Raw genomic sequence first — 18,530 nt, forward strand, 5'->3', positions numbered from 1 at the left:
GCATTGAGGCATTGAGGAGAACGCCATGCTGCTGATCACCTGCCCATGGTGCGGTCCGCGGAACGAGACGGAGTACCACTACGGCGGACAGGCCCATGTCCCCTACCCCGACTCCCCCGCCGACCTCACCGACGAGCAGTGGGCCGAGTTCGTCTTCTACCGCGACAACCCCAAGGGCCCGTTCGCGGAACGGTGGATGCACAGCATCGGCTGCCGCCGCTGGTTCAACGTCCTGCGCGACACCGCCACCCACGAGGTGCTGACCTCGTACCGGCTCGACGAGCCTCGCCCCGGAGGGAACCGATGACCGACCAGCACTTCCGGCTGCCGCGAGGCGGCCGAGTCGACCGCGGCACCCTGCTGCGATTCACTGTCGACGGACGGGAGTTGACCGGTCACCCGGGTGACACCCTCGCCTCCGCGATGCTGGCGAACGGGCTCGTCGAGGTCGCCCCCTCCCTCTACCGCGGCCAACCGCGCGGCATCGTCGCCGCAGGCGTCGAGGAGCCCAACGCCCTGGTGCAGCTAGGCGGTTCGTGCTCGGAGGGGATGCTTCCCGCCACGACCGTCGAACTCTACGACGGGCTGTCCGCCACCACGCTGTCCGGGATGGGCCGGCTCGACCCCACTCCGGATCCCGCCGTCTACGACAAGAAGTACGTCCACACCGACGTCCTGATCGTCGGCGCCGGACCTGCGGGTCTCGCGGCGGCCGCCGCTGCCGCCGCATCCGGCGCCCGCGTGATCCTCGTCGACGAGCAGCCGGAGCCCGCCGACCGGGAGCGGTCCGAGGAGCTGCGTGCGGTGCTGGATGCCGCCCCCGAGGCGGTCGTACTGCATCGGACCACGGCCTTCGGGTCGTACGACGACAACTACGTGCTGGCGCTGGAGCGGCGCACCGACCACCTCGGCGCGGCCGCCCCCGCAGGTGTCTCACGGCAGCGGCTGTGGCACATCCGGGCCCGCCAGGTGATCCTGGCGACCGGGGCGCACGAGCGGCCGCTGGTCTTCGCGGGCAACGACCGGCCCGGCGTGATGCTCGCCGGGGCCGTACGCGTGTACCTCAACCGGTATGCCGTGGCGCCGGGTTCACGGGCCGTGGTGAGCACGACCAACGACAGCGCCTACGACACGGTCGCCGACCTGCACGCGGCCGGCATCGACATCGCCGCCGTGGTGGACGCGCGTCCCCACCTATCCGACCGGGCCGCCGAGGTGGTGGCGACGACGGGCGTGCGGGTGCTGACGGGCAGCGCTGTGGTCGACACGGCGGGCGAGCACAGGCTCACCGGCGTCACCGTCCAGGCTCTCGACACCGAAGGCCAACTCACCGGTGAACCCGAGTCGTTCGCCTGCGATCTGCTCGCCGTGTCGGGCGGCTGGAGCCCGGTGGTGCATCTGCACAGCCAGCGTCAGGGCCGGCTGCGCTGGGACTCCGGGCTCGCCGCGTTCGTACCGGACGGGGCCGTACGGGATCAGCAGGTCGTGGGGGCGGCCCGGGGGACGTACGACCTCGACGGGTGTCTGGCCGAGGGAACACGGGCCGGAGCGGTGGCGGCGACAGCGGCAGGGTTCCCGGTGCCCGTGCCGGCCGAGCGCGCTCGGCGCGCGCCCGGCCCGACGCGCGCCCTATGGCTGGTGCCCGCCCCCGACGGCGAACCCGGCACCTGGGACAGTCACTTCGTCGATCTCCAGCGCGATGTCACCGTCGCCGACGTCTGGCGCTCCACCGGCGCCGGCATGCGCGGCGTCGAGCACGTCAAGCGGTACACCTCGCTCGGCACGGCGAACGACCAGGGCAAGACGTCCGGCGTCAACGCGATCGGGGTGATCGCCGAGGCCCTCGGCGGTTCCCTGGGCGAGATCGGCACCACGGCCTACCGCGCGCCGTACACGCCGATCGCCTTCGCCGCCCTGGCGGGGCGTGAACGCGGCGAGCTCTTCGATCCCGAGCGGACCACGTCGATCCACAGCTGGCATGTGGCGCACGGCGCGGAGTTCGAGGACGTCGGGCAGTGGAAGCGCCCCCGGTACTACCCGGGGGCCGGTGAGGACATGGACGCGGCCGTGGCGCGCGAGTGCCGGGCGGCCCGGGAGGGGGTGGCCTTCATGGACGCCTCCACCCTCGGCAAGATCGAGATCTGGGGTGCGGACGCGGGCGAGTTCCTCAACCGGATCTACACCAACGCCTTCAAGAAGCTGAAGCCCGGCACGGGCCGCTACGGCGTGATGTGCAAGCCCGACGGCATGATCTTCGACGACGGTGTGACCCTGCGTCTCGACGACAACCGCTACTTCATGACCACCACGACCGGCGGCGCCGCGGGCGTCCTGGACTGGCTGGAGGAGTGGCTGCAGACCGAGTGGCCCGGACTCGACGTGCACTGCACCTCGGTGACCGAGCAATGGGCGACGATCGCCGTGGTCGGCCCGCAGTCGCGCGCGGTCGTCGCCCCTCTCGCACCGGACCTCGATCTGTCGAACGAGGCCTTCCCGTTCATGGCCTTCCGCGAGACGACCCTGGCCTCCGGCGTCCCGGCCCGAATCTGCCGGATCTCCTTCTCCGGCGAACTGGCCTACGAGATCAACGTCCCTGCCTGGTACGGCCTTTCGGTCTGGGAGGAGGTGGACGCGGTCGGCCGGCCCTACGGCATCACCCCGTACGGCACCGAGACGATGCACGTCCTGCGGGCCGAGAAGGGCTACATCATCGTCGGCCAGGACACCGACGGCACGGTCACCCCGCAGGACGCGGGCATGGGTTGGGTGGTCTCCAAGCAGAAGGACTTCATCGGCAAGCGGTCCTTCGCCCGCGCCGACACCTCCCGCACCGACCGCAAGCAACTGGTCGGCCTGCTCCCGGCCGACCGCACGACCCGGCTGCCCGAGGGCACCCAACTCGTCGCGCCGGACGTCGATGTGAAGACGGTGCCCGTGCCGATGCTCGGCCATGTCACCTCCAGCTACCACAGCCCGGCCCTCGGCCGCCCCTTCGCCCTCGCTCTCGTCGCCGACGGGCAGGCGAGGAAGGGCCAGACCCTGCTCGCCCCGGTGGGCGAGGCCCTGGTGCCGGTCGAGGTGACCGACTTCGTCCTCTACGACCCCGAAGGGACCCGGCGAGATGGCTGAACCGACCATGGCGGGACCGGTGGCCCTGCGCACCAGCCCCCTGTCCCACCTGCAGGAGCGGATGCGCGCCGCCGCCGTCACCGGAGCCCAGGGCGTCACGCTGGCCGAGCTGCCGTTCCTCACGATGGTGAACGTACGGGTCGACCCCGCGTCCGAGGCGGCCGACCGGATCGGGCAGGTTCTGGGGGCGTCTCTCCCCGGCGGGTGCGGGGACACCGCCACGAGCGCCCCCCATACGGTGATGTGGCTGGGCCCCGACGAGTGGCTCGTGCTGTCCCGCGCCGACGCAGGCGCCGTGGCCACCGAACTGCGGGAGGCGCTCGACGGCGACCCCGGTTCGGTCGTGGACGTCTCGGCGAACCGCACCACCCTGGAGCTGAGCGGCCCCTCCGCCCGGGAGGTCCTCGAGAAGGGCTGTCCGCTGGACCTGCATCCCCGCGCCTTCGGCCCCGGCCGCGCGGTGTCGACCACGGTCGGCCCCGTCCCGGTACTCCTCTGGCAGACGGACGACGCTCCGACCTACCGCCTGCTCCCGCGGTCCTCGTTCGCCGATTACCTGGCCCGCTGGCTCATCGACGCGATGAGCGAGTACGGCCACCCGCCGTTCCCGGCCGAGCAGGGAGTCTGACCGGCTCACGCCACGGGTGCCCCGCCGAACTGCCCCACGCGGCGGGGTCCGCGGGCGGTGGGGGCCGGGTCGCCGCGGCCCCGGTTGCGGATCACCTGCGGCAGCCGCACGGGGTCCGGGTGACCTGCTCGCCCTGGCCGTTGATCAGAGTGGCGGGCAGTGTCCTGGACACCCTGCCGTATCGCCTCGTCCCGCCGGAGCCTGGCCGGGAAGCCGACGTCGACCCGCCTGGCGCCGCCCCGCTAGCCTGACCCGGTCTGCGGACCCGCCGGTGGAGCGGCCAACGCTTCTTGCGTCCGGCTGGAGTCACCTGTCAAGATGGTGATGTGAATCTCGACCATGTCTTCGTGTGCGGACACCCTGCCCTCGACTTCGCGGCCACCCTCCGCGCCCGGCGCTCCGCCCGGTTCGAGATGTTCGTGACGCCGGAACGGCTGAATGCCTGGTACGTGGAGTCCGGGCTGGTGGACACGATCACTCCCGGGAAGGAGGACGACGTCCAGGAGGCGACGGCCGTACGCGAGGCCCTCTACCGGCTCGTCACCAACCGGCGGCTCGACGAGCAGTTCGACCGGGAGGCGCTCGCCGTGGTGAACGCCGCCGCGCGCAAGACCCCCGTGACGCCGCAGCTCACCCTGGCGGGCCGACACATCGACGCGACGCCCGAGCAGGCGCTGGCGACCGTCGCCCGTCAGGCCGTGGAGCTGCTCAGCGGCCCGGACGTGCCGCTGATGAAGGAGTGCGGCAACCCCGAGTGCACGCGCGTCTACATCGACCGCTCCCGGGGCATGCGGCGCCAGTGGTGCGGCATGGAGTCCTGCGGCAACAAGATCAAGGCCGCCGCATACCGGGCGCGCAAGAAGTCCGCCCCCGCCGCCGCGACACACTGACCGCCCTCCGACCCCGTCACCGCATCGCCGACCGCGGTCGTACTTTCGCCGGCCGTCCTGCTTTCCTCCGCATGCGCATTCGGCGGCGAGTCGGCGGCTGCGGTCCGCGCGGACCGCAGCCGGAACACGTAACCCCTCGAACGGGCAACGAGCCCGGTCCGGCAAGGTCGTCGAGGTAGGCCGCGGCGAGCCCGTTGCCCCGGCTTCTCCGCCACTCGTGGACCGTCTCGCAACGCACCTTCCCCATACGTCCTCCGACAACGGAGCCGGTCGGGTGGGTGCCTGTCCGTCGGGGACCCAGGCGGGGCTCAGCGGCCGGCGGCGCGCTCGGTGACCTCCTGCAGGAACCACTCGTTTCCGTCGGGGTCCTTGAAGGCGGCGAACGTGCCGTAGCTGGCCCGCTCGGGGTGGAGGCCGGGCACCCGGTGGGAGTCACCGGCGTGGTGGAAGGCGCCGGTCTCGTCGCGGAACGGGCCGGCGACCTCCACACCGCAAGAGGTCAGCTCCTCCCCGGCCTTGAGGATGTCGGTGACGGTCAGCTGGAGGCCGTGCAGCGTGCCGGGCTCCTGGAGAGTGAGGCCCTTCCCGAAGATGATCGAGCACTCGGAGCCGGGCGGAGTCGCCTGCACGATCCGGTAACCGTCGTCGATCGGGAAGTCGGCGTCGAGGCGCCAGCCGAGCTGCTCCACGTAGAAGGCCTTGGCGCGATCCACGTCGGAGACGGGCAGGATGACGACTTCGAGTTTCAGATCCATGACTGGGGTCTCGCTTTCGATGGTTCGGTGGGTGCGGGTCGGTCGGGTCGGCTGATTCGTCACCGTGTTCGAGCGGGTCGGGCGGAGGTTGGGCGGAGGTCGGGCGGCACCCGGTCCCGATCCGGTCACCTGGCGTCTCCGTCCGTGCGGGCCATCGACCCGTTTCTCAGAGAAAGGTGCGGGCCGACGGGCCACAGCCGGACAGTGCCGTGCTCTCCGCCCAGTTCCACACCTGCGTGTCCGTCGGCCAGTCGCGCTCCGCGGAGCCTGCCGCAGCAGGGGCAGATCTGGTGCGCGGCGTGCGCGAGGTCCCGGCCCGTGGCCTGGTCGACGCCGCCGAGGACGGGCGTGCGGCCGCGGAGAGGGTGAACTCGCCGTCGTCGCCGTGCGGCAGGGATGTCTTGGCGGTGATGTCCGTGCCGGTGAGCCGGACCTTGCGGCTCGTGGCAACGCGACGCCGGACGCCGAGGAGACAGGCGGCCCAGCCAGCGGCCGGCAACTGCTCAGGGTCGCTCGCGCTACCCGCGCCGAGCTCTTCGGGACCGCCGTTGCGGCCTTCTCCGTCGACATCGACGACGGCGGTGTAGCTGACTGCCACGACGGTGCCCTCCATCCGGATCGAAAGGTCTCCACACACACCTGTCGGCCAGGACCCTTCTCCTGTCACCCCTTGAGGCGGTGATGCCAGCATGGCAGTCGTTACGTCACCGGTCAAGACAGTGACGCGCCGCCATGGAGTGAGCCGAAACTCCTGACAAAAAGACCGCAAGAGACCGCCACGGCCCTACCAATCGCCACTCATCACCGGCTTGACCGGTGACGTATGGCATGCAAAGGTCGTCACACCGAGAGCGGCAGCGGTCACCGGACACACACGACGGAGGGCTTCACATGATCAACAGGCGTACCTTCAACAAGGCCGTCGGCCTGAGCACCGGCGCGGCCGGGGTCTCGCTGTCCGCCCGGCAGACCAGCGCATCCGCCGCGACCGGACCGGCTCGGCCGAGCACCGCCACCGTGCCCACCATCACCCCGGGCACCCACACCGGGTTCGGCACGATCAGGCAGGTCAAGGCAGGGCTACTGAACATCGGTTACGCCGAGGCCGGCCCCGCCCACGGCCCGGTCGTACTCCTCCTGCACGGATGGCCGTACGACATCCACAGCTTCGTCGATGTCGCGCCCCTGCTCGCCGACCAGGGCTACCGCGTCATCGTCCCCTACCTGCGCGGACACGGCAGCACCCGCTTCCTGTCGTGGCACACCCCGCGCACCGCCGAGCAGTCGGCCATCGCGCTGGACATCATCGCCCTGATGGACGCCCTGAAGATCGACAAGGCCGCCCTCGCCGGCTTCGACTGGGGTTCACGCACCGCCGACATCATCGCCGCGTTGTGGCCCGAACGCGTCAAGTCCCTTGTCTCCACCAGCGGTTACCTCATCACCGACCGCAAGGCGCAGCTGGGGCCCGCCATCCCGGCCGTGGAGCACAACTGGTGGTACCAGTGGTATTTCGCGACCGAGCGCGGCAAGGAGGCGATGGAGGCCGTCGACAAGCGCATCGCGCTGTGCCGCTACGTGTGGACCCTCGTCTCCCCCGGCTGGGACTTCGACGACGCCACCTTCGCGCGCACCGCCGAGGCCTTCAAGAACCCCGACTACGCCGCCGTCGTGCTCTACAACTACCGCTGGCGCATCAGCCTCGTCGAGGGCGAACCCCGCTACGACCGCTACGAGAAGCTGCTGGCGGCCCAGCCCTCCATCGGCGTCCCCACGATCACCCTCGACGCGGCGCTGGACCCCTTCACGGCGCCCGGCGACGGCTCCTCGTACCGCGGCCACTTCACCGGCGCCTACGAGCACCGCACCATCGCGGACATCGGTCACAACCTGCCGCAGGAGGCACCCAGCGCCTTCGCCCAGGCCGTGGTCGACGCCGACCGCCTCTGAGCAACGCTCGGCCCGGCCCGGGAGGAGCTCCCGACGAACGAAGCCGAAGGAGCCGTCCGGCCGCCACCGAGCGCGCGCGCCATCGAGCCGCGGGGCAGCTTTCGGACGACGCCCGTGAGCCCGGGACGGGAGCGGATCACACGAAAAGGGCCTCCACAGGCTCTCGCCTGCGAAGACCCTTCGCACCGTCGGGACGACAGGATTTGAACCTGCGACCCCTTGACCCCCAGTCAAGTGCGCTACCAAGCTGCGCCACGTCCCGGTGCCTGTCTGACCTGGGGTTTCCCCTGGCCGAACGCGCAGAGAAACCATACCGCACTCGGGTCGGTGGTCGCGCACTCCTTTCCCGCTTGACCTCGAGTTCGGTTGAGGTTGCACGATCGTCCGCATGACGATCACCGAGGAACGCGGACGGACGTACGACTACGAGGACCTGCCCCGGCTCATGGGGCTGATGACGGGCGACGAGAAGCACGGACCGGCGGCCACGTCCACGCTGGACGTGCTGTGGGTGCTCTACGACCGCGTGCTGCGGGTGCGCCCCGAGCGACCGGACGACTCCGGGCGGGACCGGTTCCTGCTGTCCAAGGGGCACGGGCCGATGGCGTACTACGCGGTGCTGGCCGCGAAGGGCTTCGTGCCCGTGGACTGGCTGCCCGGGTTCGGCTCCTACGACTCGCCGCTCGGCCATCACCCGGACCGCGTGCTGGTGCCGGGAGCCGAGATCGGCAGCGGGTCGCTCGGCCACGGACTGCCGATCGGCGTCGGCACCGCGCTGGGGCTGCGTGCCCAGGGCATCGACGATCCGCGGGTGTGGGTGCTGGTCGGGGACGCCGAGCTGGACGAGGGCAGCAACCACGAGGCGATCGCCTTCGCCGGGCCCGCCGGACTCGACCGCCTGAACACCGTCATCGTCGACAACTCCTCCGCCAGCCACGCCCGGCCGGGCGGGATCGCGGCCCGCTTCGAGGCCGCGGGCTGGTCCGCGGTCACGGTGGACGGCCGTGATCACGAGGCGCTGTTCGCCGCCTTCACCACGCCGCATCCGGGCCGTCCGCACGTGGTCGTGGCCCGCGTAGAGCCGAAGTCCGCCTGAAGATCCCGCTTCCGAGAGAGGTTCACAGCTCCATGGACACCATGCGTGAGCGTTTCACCACCGTCGTCTCGCGGCTGCTCGACGAGGATCCCCGGGTCGCCGTCGTCCTCGCCGAGATCGGCAGGGACGGCTTCACCGAGGCGGCGCACCGGCACCCCGACCGGGTCGTCAACGTCGGCATCCGCGAACAGCTCCTCGTCGGGGCGGGCGCGGGCCTGGCGCTGACCGGGCTGCGGCCCGTGCTGCACACGTTCGCCAGCTTTCTCGTCGAGCGGCCCTTCGAGCAGGTCAAGCTGGACCTCGGCCACCAGGACGTGGGGGCGGTTCTGGTGAGTGCGGCCGCGTCCTTCGACTGGCCCGCGGGCGGATACACGCACATGGCACCCGGCGATGTGGCCCTGCTGGACACGCTCGACGGCTGGACGGTCCATGTGCCGGGGCATCCGGACGAGGCCGAGACCCTGCTGCGGCACGCCGTCGCCGCGGGCGACGACAAGGTGTACGTACGGCTGTCGCTCCAGGCCAACCGGGAGGCGCTCCCCGTCGACGCCGAGCGGTTCCACACCGTGCGCCAGGGACGCTCCGGAGTGGTGGTGGCGGTCGGGCCGATGCTCGACAACGTGCTCGCCGCCACGGAGGGCCTCGACGTGACCGTCCTGTACGCGACGACCGTACGGCCCTTCGACGCGGCCGCGCTGCGCCGGGCCACCGGGGCGGCGGGCGCCGATGTCGTCCTGGTCGAACCGTACCTGGCGGGCACGTCGACCGCGGCGGCGAACGACGCCCTGGCCGACGTACCGCACCGGGTGCTGGGCCTGGGCGTGGGCCGCGGTGAGCTGCGGCGGTACGGCACGATCGAGGAGCACGTCACCGCCCACGGGCTGGACGTACGGTCGCTCCGGGAGCGGGTCGGCGCCTTCCTCATCCCCTAGGCAGCCCCAGCTCCGGATAGGCGTCGAGCAGCCGGGACGAAGCCGCCTGGCGCCAGGAGTCGGCGAGGATGTCCCGCAGTTCGCCCTCGTCCTCGATCGCGGAGAGACGGGCGCGCACCCACGCGAACTGCGCCTCGTGGCCGGCGATCCAGAACTTCCCCGGTTCGGCCAGCACCAGCTCGTCGCGCTCCTCCTTGGGGCAGCGCACGGCGATGGAGGTCTCGTCCTCGGGCAGCGTGGCGAACATCTTGTCCGCGACCCGGAACGTGGGCATGCCCCAGGCGATCTTCTCCGTCGTGTCCGGCAGGGACAGGGCGATACGGCGTACGTCTTCGGCGTCCGGCATGACAGGCACCGTAGCCGCTGCCTCTGACAATCACCTGGTCGGAGCGGTCGCCCCGAGCCGCTTGTAGTAGAGGGTGGCCGGCCGCAGCACCCCGGCGGGATCGGCCGCGTAGTCGGGGATGACACCGGCCCGGGTCCAGCCGGCCGAGCCGTAGAGGCGCTCGGCGGGGCTGTCGGTCTCGGTGTCCAGGTGGAGCAGGGTGATTCCGGCCGCGCGGGCGGCCTCCTCCGCGGTGCCGAGGAGCCGGCGCCCCAGGCCCTGCCCGCGCGCGTCCCGGCGCACCATCAGTTTGACCAGCTCCGCGCGGTGGCGGGAGTTGGGCTTGTCCGGGAAGGCGAGGCTGACGGTGCCGACCGCGCGGTGACCGTCGTACGCCGCCCAGACCACCAGGTGCCCCGCGGCCACCGCGCCGACGCGCTCCTTCCACCAGGCGACGGCCGCCGCGCGGTCCATCGGTGCGAGGAAGCCGATGGAGGAGCCGCCGTCCACGGTGTCGACCAGAAGATCGGCCAACTCCTCTATTCGATCCGACAGTTGGGCCTCGTCGAGGCGGGTGACGTTCACGGCAGGACCACCGCCAGCACGTATCGCGCCGCGTCGGGGCCCGCGCACCGGAACCGAGTCGGTCCCCACACCCGCAGCCGCAGACAGTCCCCGGTGCCGAGGTGGTGCCTGACGTCCTGGGCGGTGACGTCGAGCGCGCCCTCCAGAACCCAGATGTGCTGCTCCAGGCCGGGCACGGGCGGCCGGTCGTAGGCGATGTCGGCACCGGCGGCGAGCCGGCCCTCGACGAGTTCGCCGCGCAGCCCGGAGTGCGGCGGCGACACGGACCGCCGTACGAACCCGGAGGCCCGGTCCTCCCACACCGGCTGGTCGGCGCCCCGGACCAGCAGTGCGGGCTCGGCCTCGACCTCGCTGAGCAGCTGGGACATGGTCCGCCCGTACACCCCGCACAGCCGGTTCAGCAGCGCGGCGGTGGGGCTGATCTCGGCGCGCTCGGCGCGGGAGAGGGTGGACTTGCTGACTCCGCTGCGCTCGGCCAACTCGCCCAGGGACCAGCCGTGTTCGGCCCGCAGCTCGGCGAGCCGGACGCCCAGGCGGGTGTCGACGGGGTCGGGCCCGGACTCATCGTGTTTCACATTCGGGATGTTATCCCAAGTACGAGACCCCTTCTACTCCCTGCCTCCGAACGCCGCCAGCGTCCGCTCCAGTGCGGGCATCGCGCGCACCACCCGCTTCGACCGGATCAGCAGATCCCACGCGGGCTCGAACTTCTTCCAGCCGCCCGCGTACGCGAGGTGCCGCAGCCGTTCGTGGCGGCCCGGCTGGGCGGCGGAGCCCCGCCAGATGTTGGACCAGCGGTAGAAGTCGCGGTACGCCCGCCAGTAGCCGTCCTCCAGCTGACGCGGCGTCATGCCCTTGGGCCGGTAAACGACATGGCGGGTGTCGTACAGATCCCAGTCGCGGTGCACGATGCGGTCCTCGGACTCCAGCTGCTTCCAGAGGCCGGTCGAGGGATACGGCGTCATGATGTGGAAGGTCGCCGTTTCGATGCCCTGCTCGACCGCCCAGGCCACGGTCCGGTCGAAGACGTCGGGGCCGTCCTGGTCGAGCCCGAAGACGAAGCTGGCGTTGACCATGACCCCGGCGTCGTGCAGCCGCCGTACCGCGGCCGCGTAGTCGGCGCCGATGTTCTGGTTCTTGCGGCGCTCGGCGAGGTTGGCGTCGTTGACGGTCTCGAAGCCGACGAACAGACTGCGCAGTCCCGCCTCCACCGCCCGCTCCAACAGGTCCGGTGCCAGTACCGAGTTGACCGTCCCCGCCGCCTGCCACAGCCGCCCCATGCCCTTCATGCCGTCGAGCAGGGCCTGCGCGAAGCGCCGGTTGCCCAAGAGGTGGTCGTCGAGGAAGTAGAGGTGGCGGCCGGGCAGTCGGTCGATCTCGGCCAGGGCGTCGTCGACGGCCTGGGTGTAGAAGGACTTTCCGCCCTCGAAGAATGCGTCCTTGTAGCAGAAGTCGCAGTGGTGCGGGCAACCGCGGGAGACGACGATCGAGTTGGGGACCAAATAGAGGTGACGCTTGATCAGGTCCCGTCTGATCGGCGGCAGTCCGGCGAGGGAGCGCTGCTTCGAGTCATAGCGACGGGCCGGGACGCCGTCGCGGAAGTCCTTGAGGAACAGCGGCCAGGTGTCCTCCCCCGGGCCCGTGAAGATCGTGTCGGCGTAGGCGGCCGCCTCCTCGGGCAGCGAGGTGACGTGCAGGCCGCCCATCGCGACATGCACACCCCGGGCACGGAAGTGGTCGGCGATCTCGTAGCTGCGGCGGGCCGAGGTGATGTACGGCTGGACGACCAGGAGGTCGGGGGTGTCGAGGGCTTCGAGATCGATCCGCTCGACGTGCTCGTCGTGGAGGGTGACCTCGTCGCCGGGGTCCACATAGCCGGCCAGGGTCGCGAGGCCGAGCGGCGGGAACAGCGAGTACTTGATGGGCCGGAACAGCGGGCTGGTCGCCTCGGTCAGGGCCGGAAGGATCATCGTCACACGCATGACAACCCAGACTGCGTTCGAGTCGTGGCTGGTTCCCTACCCCTCGGATACGGCTGCGAGCGCGTCGAGGACGGGACGGATCAGGGGATGCTCCTCGGCTCCGCGCCGTACGGCGGCGAAGACCCGGCGGGTCGGCGCCACCCCGTCCACCGGCCGTACGACCACTCCGTCGAGGTCCATCCCGATCAGTGCCGAACGCGGCACCAACGCCACTCCCGCGTCGGCCGACGCCAGCGCGACGACCGCGCGGAAGTCGTCGGAGGAGTGCTCCAGGCGTGGCTGGAAACCGGCGTTCTCGCAGGCGAGGACGACGACGTCGTGGCAGGGGTTGCCCGGGTAGGGGCCGATCCACGGGTCCTTGGCCAGCTCCGCCAGCGGCACCTCGCCCGCGTCGGCCAGCCGGTGGCTCACCGGCACCACCGCGTCGAAGGGCTCGGCGTACAGCGGCACGTGCGCCAGGCGGGGGTCGTCGGCCGGCGGGGCCCCGCGGTACTCCACCGCGACCGCCACGTCGACCTGCCGGTCCAGGACCATCGGCAGACTGGCGTCGCCCTCGGCGTCCTGGACGCGGAGGTGGATGCCGGGGGCCGTCGATGCGAGGCGGGCCACCGCGGGCGCCACGACCAGGGCGATCCCGGTCGCGAAGGAGGCGACGGTGACCGTGCCGGCCGCGCCCGAGCTGTAGGCGGCCAGCTCGGCCTCGGCCCGCTCCAGCTGGGCGAGGACCGCGTTGGTGTGGCTGAGCAGGATCTCCCCCGCGGGAGTCAGCCGTACGCCCTTGGCACCACGCTCGACGAGCCGGTGGCCGGTCTCCTGCTCCAGGGCCGTGAGCTGCTGCGAGACCGCCGAGGGCGTGAGATAGAGCGCGGCGGCTGCCGCAGTGACCGTGCGGTGGTCGGCCACCGCACGGAGGATGTGGAGCCGCCGCGCTTCGATCATGGGATCGATTATCGCAAGACGTCTGTCGCGATACGTCCGGACTAGGCCGCCAGCTCGGCCCTGGCCGCGACGAAGGCGTCCACCGCGCGGTTCACGTCGTCCGTGGAGTGCGCGGCCGACAGCTGCACGCGGATGCGCGCCTGCCCCTGCGGTACGACCGGGTACGAGAAGCCGATCACGTACACGCCCCGCTCCAGGAGCAGCTCCGCGAGGCGTCCCGCCTGCGCCGCGTCGCCGATCATCACCGGCGCGATGGCGTGATCGCCGGGCAGGACGTCGAAGCCCTCCTCGGTCATCCGGCGCCGGAACAGCGCGGTGTTCTCCCGCAGCCGCACCCGCAGGTCGTCCGCGGACTCCAGCAGGTCGAGGACCTTGAGGGAGGCCGCGGCGATCACCGGGGCGAGCGTGTTGGAGAACAGGTACGGCCGTGAGCGCTGGCGCAGGAGCGCGACGATCTCGGCGCGGGCGGCCACATAACCGCCGGAGGCGCCGCCGAGCGCCTTGCCGAGGGTGCCCGTGATGATGTCGACACGGTCCATGACGCCGTGCAGCTCGGGGGTGCCGCGGCCGCCGGGGCCGACGAAACCGACCGCGTGCGAGTCGTCGACCATGACCATGGCGTCGTAGCGGTCGGCGAGGTCGCAGACGTCCTTGAGCGGCGCGACATAACCGTCCATCGAGAAGACCCCGTCGGTGACGACCAGCTTGCGGCGGGCCCCCGATGCCTCCTTCAACTGCCGTTCCAGATCGGCCAGATCACGGTTGGCGTAGCGGAAGCGGCGGGCCTTCGACAGCCGGATCCCGTCGATGATCGACGCGTGGTTCAGGGCGTCGGAGATCACCGCGTCCTCGGGGCCCAGGAGGGTCTCGAAGACACCGCCGTTGGCGTCGAAGCAGGAGGAGTACAGGATCGTGTCCTCCTGGCCGAGGAAGGCGGAAAGGCGCGCCTCCAGCTCCTTGTGGACCTCCTGGGTGCCGCAGATGAAGCGAACCGAGGCCATGCCGTAGCCCCAGCGGTCCAGGGCCTCGTGCGCGGCGGCGACCACCTCGGGGTGGTCGGCGAGTCCGAGGTAGTTGTTGGCGCAGAAGTTGAGGACCTCGCCGGGGCGGCCGCCCGCGGAGACCCGCACGGTCGCGGACTGCGGGGTGTCGATCACGCGCTCGGGCTTGTGCAGTCCGGCGGCGCGGATCTCGTCGAGGGTGGCGCGCAGGTCGTCGCGCACGGAGTCGAACATCGTCAGTCCCTAAGTCAGTTGGTCCAGTCGAGGATGACCTTGCCGCCGCGGCCGCTCGCCGCGTCGGCGAACGCCGCCTCGAAGTCGCGGTAGCCGTACCGGCCGGTGATCACGGGGGCGAGGTCGAGGCCGCCCTCCAGGAGGACCGACATCGCGTACCAGGTCTCGAACATCTCACGGCCGTAGATGCCCTTGATGGTGATCATGGAGGTGACGATCCGGGCCCAGTCCACCGGGAACTCCGCGGCCGGCAGTCCCAGCATCGCGATCCGGCCGCCGTGCGTCATGTTGGCGATCATGTCGCGCAGGGCTTCGGGCCGCCCGGACATCTCCAGGCCGATGTCGAAGCCCTCGCGCAGCCCCAACTCCCGTTGCCCGTCGGCGATCCGGGCCTCGGACACGTTCAGGGCGAGACTCACGCCGATCTTGCGGGCCAGTTCCAGGCGCTCCTCACTGACGTCGGTGACGACGACGTTGCGGGCACCCGCGTGCCGGGCGACCGCCGCCGCCATCAGTCCGATCGGCCCGGCACCGGTGATCAGCACGTCCTCGCCGACCAACGGGAAGGACAGCGCGGTGTGCACGGCGTTGCCAAACGGGTCGAAGATCGCGGCCACGTCGAGTTCCACGGGGACCCGGTGCACCCACACGTTGGCGGCGGGCAGGGCGACGTACTCCGCGAAGGCTCCGTCCCGGCCGACGCCGAGCCCGACCGTGGCCCGGCACAGGTGTCGCCGCCCGGCGAGGCAGTTGCGGCACTTGCCGCAGACCAGGTGCCCCTCGCCGCTCACCCGGTCCCCGAGCTCGATCTCCGTGACATCGCGCCCGGTCTCCACGACCTCGCCGACGAACTCGTGCCCGAGCACGAGCGGCGTCCGGATCGCCTGCTGGGCCCACCCGTCCCAGGACCGGATGTGCAGATCGGTGCCGCAGATGCCGGTGCGCAGCACCTTGATCAGTACGTCGCCGGGCCCGACGGCCGGCTCCGGGACGTCCGCGAGCCACAGCCCGGGCTCCGCCTTCTCCTTGACCAGCGCCTTCAAGGTACGGCTCCTGTGGGTGCGAGGGGTGGAAACGCCCAGCAATCTGCCGTACGACACCGTCCTGGTCCATCGAGGATTTCTTAAGCGCCGCCACAGCTCCGCTTCACGCCGGGTGGGCGCCGTGGAAATGGGCGGCCGGGTGGGAGAGCGGGGGCGGGGTCTCACGTACGGGCGCCCGGACGGCGGTCACGGCGTGGTTCCGGGCGACTCACTCCTCGCGGACGCAGCCCGCCCCCCACACGAACCTCAGGAACTCGTCGACGATCAGCGGGCCCGCGCCGCTGGGCTCGGCGTCTTGCTCCGCTGAGGCGGCCGGCGCCCGTCCCGCGCGTGCCCGTCGGCCACCGCCGGCTCGCCCGGCACCCGGGTGTCGTCGCCGTACACCAAGGGGTCGCCGAACGCCCGCACCTGCCGGGTGTGTCCACCGGCCCGTCTGCCCGCGAGCAGCGCCTCGCGGGCGAGGTCGGTGCGGGTGTGGTCCGGGGCCAGGACGCAGACGGCACCGGCGCCCGGCCTCGGTCACCCGCCGCCGGTCGTCGATGCGGCGATCCGCCTCGGCCCGCCGTCCCAGGTCGTGTCGGCGACGCGGTCACGCGCGGTTCCCCCGGCCGGTTCGGTGGAGATTCCGGCCGGGGGAACCGCGCGGCCCATGGCCGAATGACACCGGGGCGCAGGCAGGGCATGCAGGAACATTCCGTGGCCGTGCGCCTCGGGCCGCTCGGCCAGGACGGCCCTAGTCGAGGCGGGAGACCTGATAGTGGCTGATGTACCAGCCGTCCCCCGCACGGGTCAGGAGAACCGCCAGTTTGACCGCGAGCGTGGGCCGGTCCGTGAAGGAGAACTCGACGTCCAGGTAGCCCAGGACCAGGCCGTCGGCGGGTCGCCGGGTCTCCAGGATGCGGTAGGCCGCCTTCATGCCGAGCGGCTGGGACTCGTAGTACTCGGCGACGCCCTGCCGTCCGACGCTGTAGGGATGCAGTCCCTGGAAGACGGCGTCCTCGGTGAAGAGGGCGGCCACGCGCGCCGGTTGGTGGGCGTCGACGCCGGACTTCCACCGGTCCAGGACTCCGCTCAGGATCGCCTTGTCGTCGACCGGGGTGGTCATGTCGGGGGTGGCTGGGGTGATCATGTCGGCTCCTTGGTGAGCGAGTTGACGATCCGTCAATGTCCGGCGCTCATACCGCCGTCGACGTGCAGGATCTCGCCGGTGACGAACGGCGCCGTCTCCAGGAAGAGCACGGCGTCGACGATGTCGCTCACTTCGCCCATCCGTCCGACCGGGTGCAGGGCGGCGAGGAACTCATGGGTCTCCTCGGCGTGCATGGGCGTCTTGACGGTGCCGGGCGACACGGCGTTGACGCGGATGCCGCGGGTGGCGTACTCGACGGCGAGGGACTTGGTCGCGGACTGCACACCGCCCTTGGTCAACGAGGCCAGGACGGACGGGACGTTGGAGTCGGCGTTGTCGACCAGGCTGGTCGTGATGTTGACGATGTGGCCGCCCCCCTGGGCGAGCAGGTGCGGGACGGCCCGATGGGTGAGCTGGAAGACACCGGCGACGTTGATGCCCGTCATGGTGGCGTAGTCCTCGGCCGTGTACTCGGTGAACGGCTTGGCGACGAAGACGCCCGCGTTGTTGACCACGGTGTCGATGCGGCCGAACCGCTCCACCGCGGCCGCGACAACGCGCTCCGCGGTGGCCGGGTCGGCGATGTCGCCCTGAACGGTGAGGACGTCCGCGTCATCGACGGGTGCGATGGTGCGCGAGGTGGCGACGACGGCGTACCCGAGCTTGCGGTAGCCCTCGACGAGGGCGGCGCCGATACCCTGCGAGGCACCCGTGACGATGGCGACCTTCTGGCTCTGCGTGCTCATGGTGACCTTCTTCGAGTCGGTGACCGGTACTAGCCGACCGGTCGACTATTTGGAAGGTAGGCCGGCCCACCGGGAGACGGAAGGATCGGCTTCCTCCCGTCTGGAAGGCGCTGGCTCCCAGGGCAGGTCAGCGCAGGTCAGAGGGCTTCGCGTACGGATCGTCGGCGGGCAGCCAGACGTCCGGGGCATGGATGCCGAGGTCGCCGACGCCCTCGCACAGCGCGTCGACGACGGCCTGGACACCGGCCCGGTCCTCCTTCTCGCGCCACACCAGGGACCAGGTCCAGTAGACCTTCGGCGCGACGATCTCGCGGCGGACCAGATCCGGCGGGATCGGACTGGTCTGCCCCTTGGGCGAGTTGACGACCGGGCGGGTGCAGCGGCGCACATGGTCGAAGAAGGCGGGGCCGGTGATCGCGCCGTCGCTGATGCGTACCGTACGGGCGCCGGTGGCCTGCGCGAGCTCCTCGGCGTACACGTTCCAGGCGGCCCAGGCCGTGAGGTCGTCGTCGACAAGCACATCAGTGTCGCGGGCCGTCACTTCGGGTACGTCGCCGCTGTCGCCGCCCCTGGACACGGCGTAGAGCCGGTCGGCGCCGATCAGCCGGGCCCGCAGCCCGAGCCGCTGGAGGTCCTCGGTGCGCAGCCAGCACACGGCGAGGTCCAGGCTGCCGTCGGCGACGCGCGCGGCCTGGGTGTGGGAGGGGGCGACCCAGGCGTCGATGTGCACCTGGGCCACCGCAGCCGTACGCGACATCAGGTCCGCGGGCAGCCAGTTGACGTATCCGAGCCGCACCGCCTGCGAACCGGACAGGCGGCCGGCCCGGCGTTTGAGGTCGTCGGCGCGGTCCAGCAGGGCGCGGGTGTGCGGGAGGAGGGCGGCACCGGCCGGGGTGAGGGAGACCTTGCGGCGGTCGCGGTCGAACAGCCGGACACCCAGATCCCGTTCGAGCGCCTTGATCTGCTGGGAGAGCGAGGGCCCGGCGATGAGCAGCCGCTCGGCGGCCCGGCCGAAGTTCAGCTCCTCGGCGACCGCGACGAAGTACCGCAGCTGGCGCAGTTCCACGGGCGCCATCGTACGCGCGCTGGGAGGCTGCGCCTATCAGCAGCGAGGCAGCCGGTCGTGGCATCGGTGCAGGTGACGCGAGCACGATGGGCTCACCAAC

At 71.3% G+C, this 18,530-nt stretch carries 19 protein-coding genes and 1 tRNA gene; 7 read left to right on the forward strand and 13 right to left on the reverse strand.

Features of this window, described 5'->3' with window-relative positions; all coding sequences use genetic code 11:
• Positions 1-25 precede the first annotated feature (25 nt).
• From ABZT02_RS18340 to ABZT02_RS18355, 4 genes are all read left to right on the forward strand, one after another.
• On the forward strand, positions 26-307 hold the full coding sequence (locus ABZT02_RS18340) for a sarcosine oxidase subunit delta (protein WP_356018924.1): 282 nt from the start codon (positions 26-28) through the stop codon (positions 305-307).
• Positions 304-3,129: a sarcosine oxidase subunit alpha family protein gene (locus ABZT02_RS18345; protein WP_356018925.1), complete on the forward strand. Its 2,826-nt coding sequence runs from the start codon at positions 304-306 to the stop codon at positions 3,127-3,129. Before ABZT02_RS18340 ends, ABZT02_RS18345 begins: the two co-directional genes overlap by 4 nt.
• Positions 3,122-3,757, forward strand: a complete 636-nt coding sequence (locus ABZT02_RS18350; RefSeq protein ID WP_356018926.1) for a sarcosine oxidase subunit gamma family protein — start codon at positions 3,122-3,124, stop codon at positions 3,755-3,757. Before ABZT02_RS18345 ends, ABZT02_RS18350 begins: the two co-directional genes overlap by 8 nt.
• Positions 3,758-4,083: 326 nt before the next feature.
• Positions 4,084-4,647: a CGNR zinc finger domain-containing protein gene (locus ABZT02_RS18355; protein WP_356018927.1), complete on the forward strand. Its 564-nt coding sequence runs from the start codon at positions 4,084-4,086 to the stop codon at positions 4,645-4,647.
• A gap of 308 nt (positions 4,648-4,955) precedes the next feature.
• Here the strand turns inward: ABZT02_RS18355 and ABZT02_RS18360 are convergent, their stop codons facing one another.
• Positions 4,956-5,402: a VOC family protein gene (locus ABZT02_RS18360; protein ID WP_356018928.1), complete on the reverse strand. Its 447-nt coding sequence runs from the start codon at positions 5,400-5,402 to the stop codon at positions 4,956-4,958.
• A 166-nt stretch (positions 5,403-5,568) separates the two neighbouring features.
• On the reverse strand, positions 5,569-6,000 hold the full coding sequence (locus ABZT02_RS18365) for a hypothetical protein (RefSeq protein WP_356018930.1): 432 nt from the start codon (positions 5,998-6,000) through the stop codon (positions 5,569-5,571).
• 293 nt (positions 6,001-6,293) lie between these two features.
• Here ABZT02_RS18365 and ABZT02_RS18370 point away from each other — a divergent pair, with 293 nt between their 5' ends.
• Entirely contained in the window at positions 6,294-7,352 is a 1,059-nt protein-coding gene (locus ABZT02_RS18370) for an alpha/beta hydrolase (protein ID WP_356018931.1), read from the forward strand.
• Between the two features lie 188 nt (positions 7,353-7,540).
• On the opposite strand, the gene ABZT02_RS18375 is transcribed toward ABZT02_RS18370, so the two are convergent.
• A tRNA-Pro gene (locus ABZT02_RS18375) sits at positions 7,541-7,614 on the reverse strand.
• Positions 7,615-7,740: 126 nt separating this feature from the next.
• On the opposite strand from ABZT02_RS18375, the gene ABZT02_RS18380 reads away from it, so the two are divergent.
• Both ABZT02_RS18380 and ABZT02_RS18385 read left to right on the forward strand, forming a co-directional pair.
• On the forward strand, positions 7,741-8,448 hold the full coding sequence (locus ABZT02_RS18380; protein ID WP_356018932.1) for a transketolase: 708 nt from the start codon (positions 7,741-7,743) through the stop codon (positions 8,446-8,448).
• Between the two features lie 32 nt (positions 8,449-8,480).
• Entirely contained in the window at positions 8,481-9,380 is a 900-nt protein-coding gene (locus ABZT02_RS18385) for a transketolase (protein WP_356018933.1), read from the forward strand.
• On the opposite strand, the gene ABZT02_RS18390 is transcribed toward ABZT02_RS18385, so the two are convergent.
• The 10 genes from ABZT02_RS18390 to ABZT02_RS18435 form a co-directional block, all read right to left on the reverse strand.
• Positions 9,370-9,726 (reverse strand): MmcQ/YjbR family DNA-binding protein, encoded by a 357-nt coding sequence (locus tag ABZT02_RS18390; RefSeq protein ID WP_356018935.1) that lies wholly within the window; start codon positions 9,724-9,726, stop codon positions 9,370-9,372. The two genes, ABZT02_RS18385 and ABZT02_RS18390, sit on opposite strands and share 11 nt — an antisense overlap.
• A gap of 30 nt (positions 9,727-9,756) precedes the next feature.
• On the reverse strand, positions 9,757-10,290 hold the full coding sequence (locus tag ABZT02_RS18395; RefSeq protein WP_356018936.1) for a GNAT family N-acetyltransferase: 534 nt from the start codon (positions 10,288-10,290) through the stop codon (positions 9,757-9,759).
• A complete protein-coding gene (locus ABZT02_RS18400) occupies positions 10,287-10,865 on the reverse strand; it encodes an XRE family transcriptional regulator (protein WP_356018937.1) in 579 nt (192 codons plus the stop codon). The genes ABZT02_RS18395 and ABZT02_RS18400 overlap by 4 nt, the downstream gene beginning before the upstream one ends.
• Before the next feature lie 33 nt (positions 10,866-10,898).
• Positions 10,899-12,272 (reverse strand): radical SAM protein, encoded by a 1,374-nt coding sequence (locus tag ABZT02_RS18405; RefSeq protein WP_356018938.1) that lies wholly within the window; start codon positions 12,270-12,272, stop codon positions 10,899-10,901.
• Between the two features lie 36 nt (positions 12,273-12,308).
• Entirely contained in the window at positions 12,309-13,211 is a 903-nt protein-coding gene (locus ABZT02_RS18410; protein WP_356018939.1) for a LysR family transcriptional regulator, read from the reverse strand.
• 41 nt (positions 13,212-13,252) lie between these two features.
• Positions 13,253-14,446, reverse strand: a complete 1,194-nt coding sequence (locus ABZT02_RS18415) for a glycine C-acetyltransferase (RefSeq protein ID WP_356018940.1) — start codon at positions 14,444-14,446, stop codon at positions 13,253-13,255.
• 14 nt (positions 14,447-14,460) lie between these two features.
• Entirely contained in the window at positions 14,461-15,489 is a 1,029-nt protein-coding gene (tdh, locus tag ABZT02_RS18420) for an L-threonine 3-dehydrogenase (protein ID WP_356018941.1), read from the reverse strand.
• A 733-nt stretch (positions 15,490-16,222) separates the two neighbouring features.
• Entirely contained in the window at positions 16,223-16,594 is a 372-nt protein-coding gene (locus tag ABZT02_RS18425; protein ID WP_356019022.1) for a hypothetical protein, read from the reverse strand.
• A gap of 56 nt (positions 16,595-16,650) precedes the next feature.
• The gene (locus ABZT02_RS18430; protein ID WP_356018942.1) at positions 16,651-17,364 is read right to left on the reverse strand and encodes an SDR family oxidoreductase; all 714 of its coding nucleotides are present in this window, start codon (positions 17,362-17,364) and stop codon (positions 16,651-16,653) included.
• Between the two features lie 127 nt (positions 17,365-17,491).
• The gene (locus ABZT02_RS18435; protein WP_356018943.1) at positions 17,492-18,439 is read right to left on the reverse strand and encodes a LysR family transcriptional regulator; all 948 of its coding nucleotides are present in this window, start codon (positions 18,437-18,439) and stop codon (positions 17,492-17,494) included.
• Positions 18,440-18,530: the final 91 nt, after the last annotated feature.

The organism is Streptomyces sp. NPDC005402 (genome assembly GCF_040606575.1).
GTDB lineage: Bacteria > Actinomycetota > Actinomycetes > Streptomycetales > Streptomycetaceae > Streptomyces.

Bases quoted from the DNA above. Each gene is read 5' to 3' on its own strand.
- ABZT02_RS18435 (WP_356018943.1), bottom strand. From the start codon at position 18,439: ATGGCGCCCGTGGAACTGCGCCAGCTGCGGTACTTCGTCGCGGTCGCC.
- ABZT02_RS18405 (WP_356018938.1), bottom strand. From the start codon at position 12,272: ATGCGTGTGACGATGATCCTTCCGGCCCTGACCGAGGCGACCAGCCCG.
- ABZT02_RS18410 (WP_356018939.1), bottom strand. From the start codon at position 13,211: ATGATCGAAGCGCGGCGGCTCCACATCCTCCGTGCGGTGGCCGACCAC.
- ABZT02_RS18370 (WP_356018931.1), top strand. From the start codon at position 6,294: ATGATCAACAGGCGTACCTTCAACAAGGCCGTCGGCCTGAGCACCGGC.
- ABZT02_RS18430 (WP_356018942.1), bottom strand. From the start codon at position 17,364: ATGAGCACGCAGAGCCAGAAGGTCGCCATCGTCACGGGTGCCTCGCAG.
- ABZT02_RS18350 (WP_356018926.1), top strand. From the start codon at position 3,122: ATGGCTGAACCGACCATGGCGGGACCGGTGGCCCTGCGCACCAGCCCC.
- ABZT02_RS18385 (WP_356018933.1), top strand. From the start codon at position 8,481: ATGGACACCATGCGTGAGCGTTTCACCACCGTCGTCTCGCGGCTGCTC.
- ABZT02_RS18380 (WP_356018932.1), top strand. From the start codon at position 7,741: ATGACGATCACCGAGGAACGCGGACGGACGTACGACTACGAGGACCTG.
- ABZT02_RS18425 (WP_356019022.1), bottom strand. From the start codon at position 16,594: ATGACCACCCCGGTCGACGACAAGGCGATCCTGAGCGGAGTCCTGGAC.
- ABZT02_RS18360 (WP_356018928.1), bottom strand. From the start codon at position 5,402: ATGGATCTGAAACTCGAAGTCGTCATCCTGCCCGTCTCCGACGTGGAT.
- ABZT02_RS18390 (WP_356018935.1), bottom strand. From the start codon at position 9,726: ATGCCGGACGCCGAAGACGTACGCCGTATCGCCCTGTCCCTGCCGGAC.
- ABZT02_RS18340 (WP_356018924.1), top strand. From the start codon at position 26: ATGCTGCTGATCACCTGCCCATGGTGCGGTCCGCGGAACGAGACGGAG.
- ABZT02_RS18345 (WP_356018925.1), top strand. From the start codon at position 304: ATGACCGACCAGCACTTCCGGCTGCCGCGAGGCGGCCGAGTCGACCGC.
- ABZT02_RS18415 (WP_356018940.1), bottom strand. From the start codon at position 14,446: ATGTTCGACTCCGTGCGCGACGACCTGCGCGCCACCCTCGACGAGATC.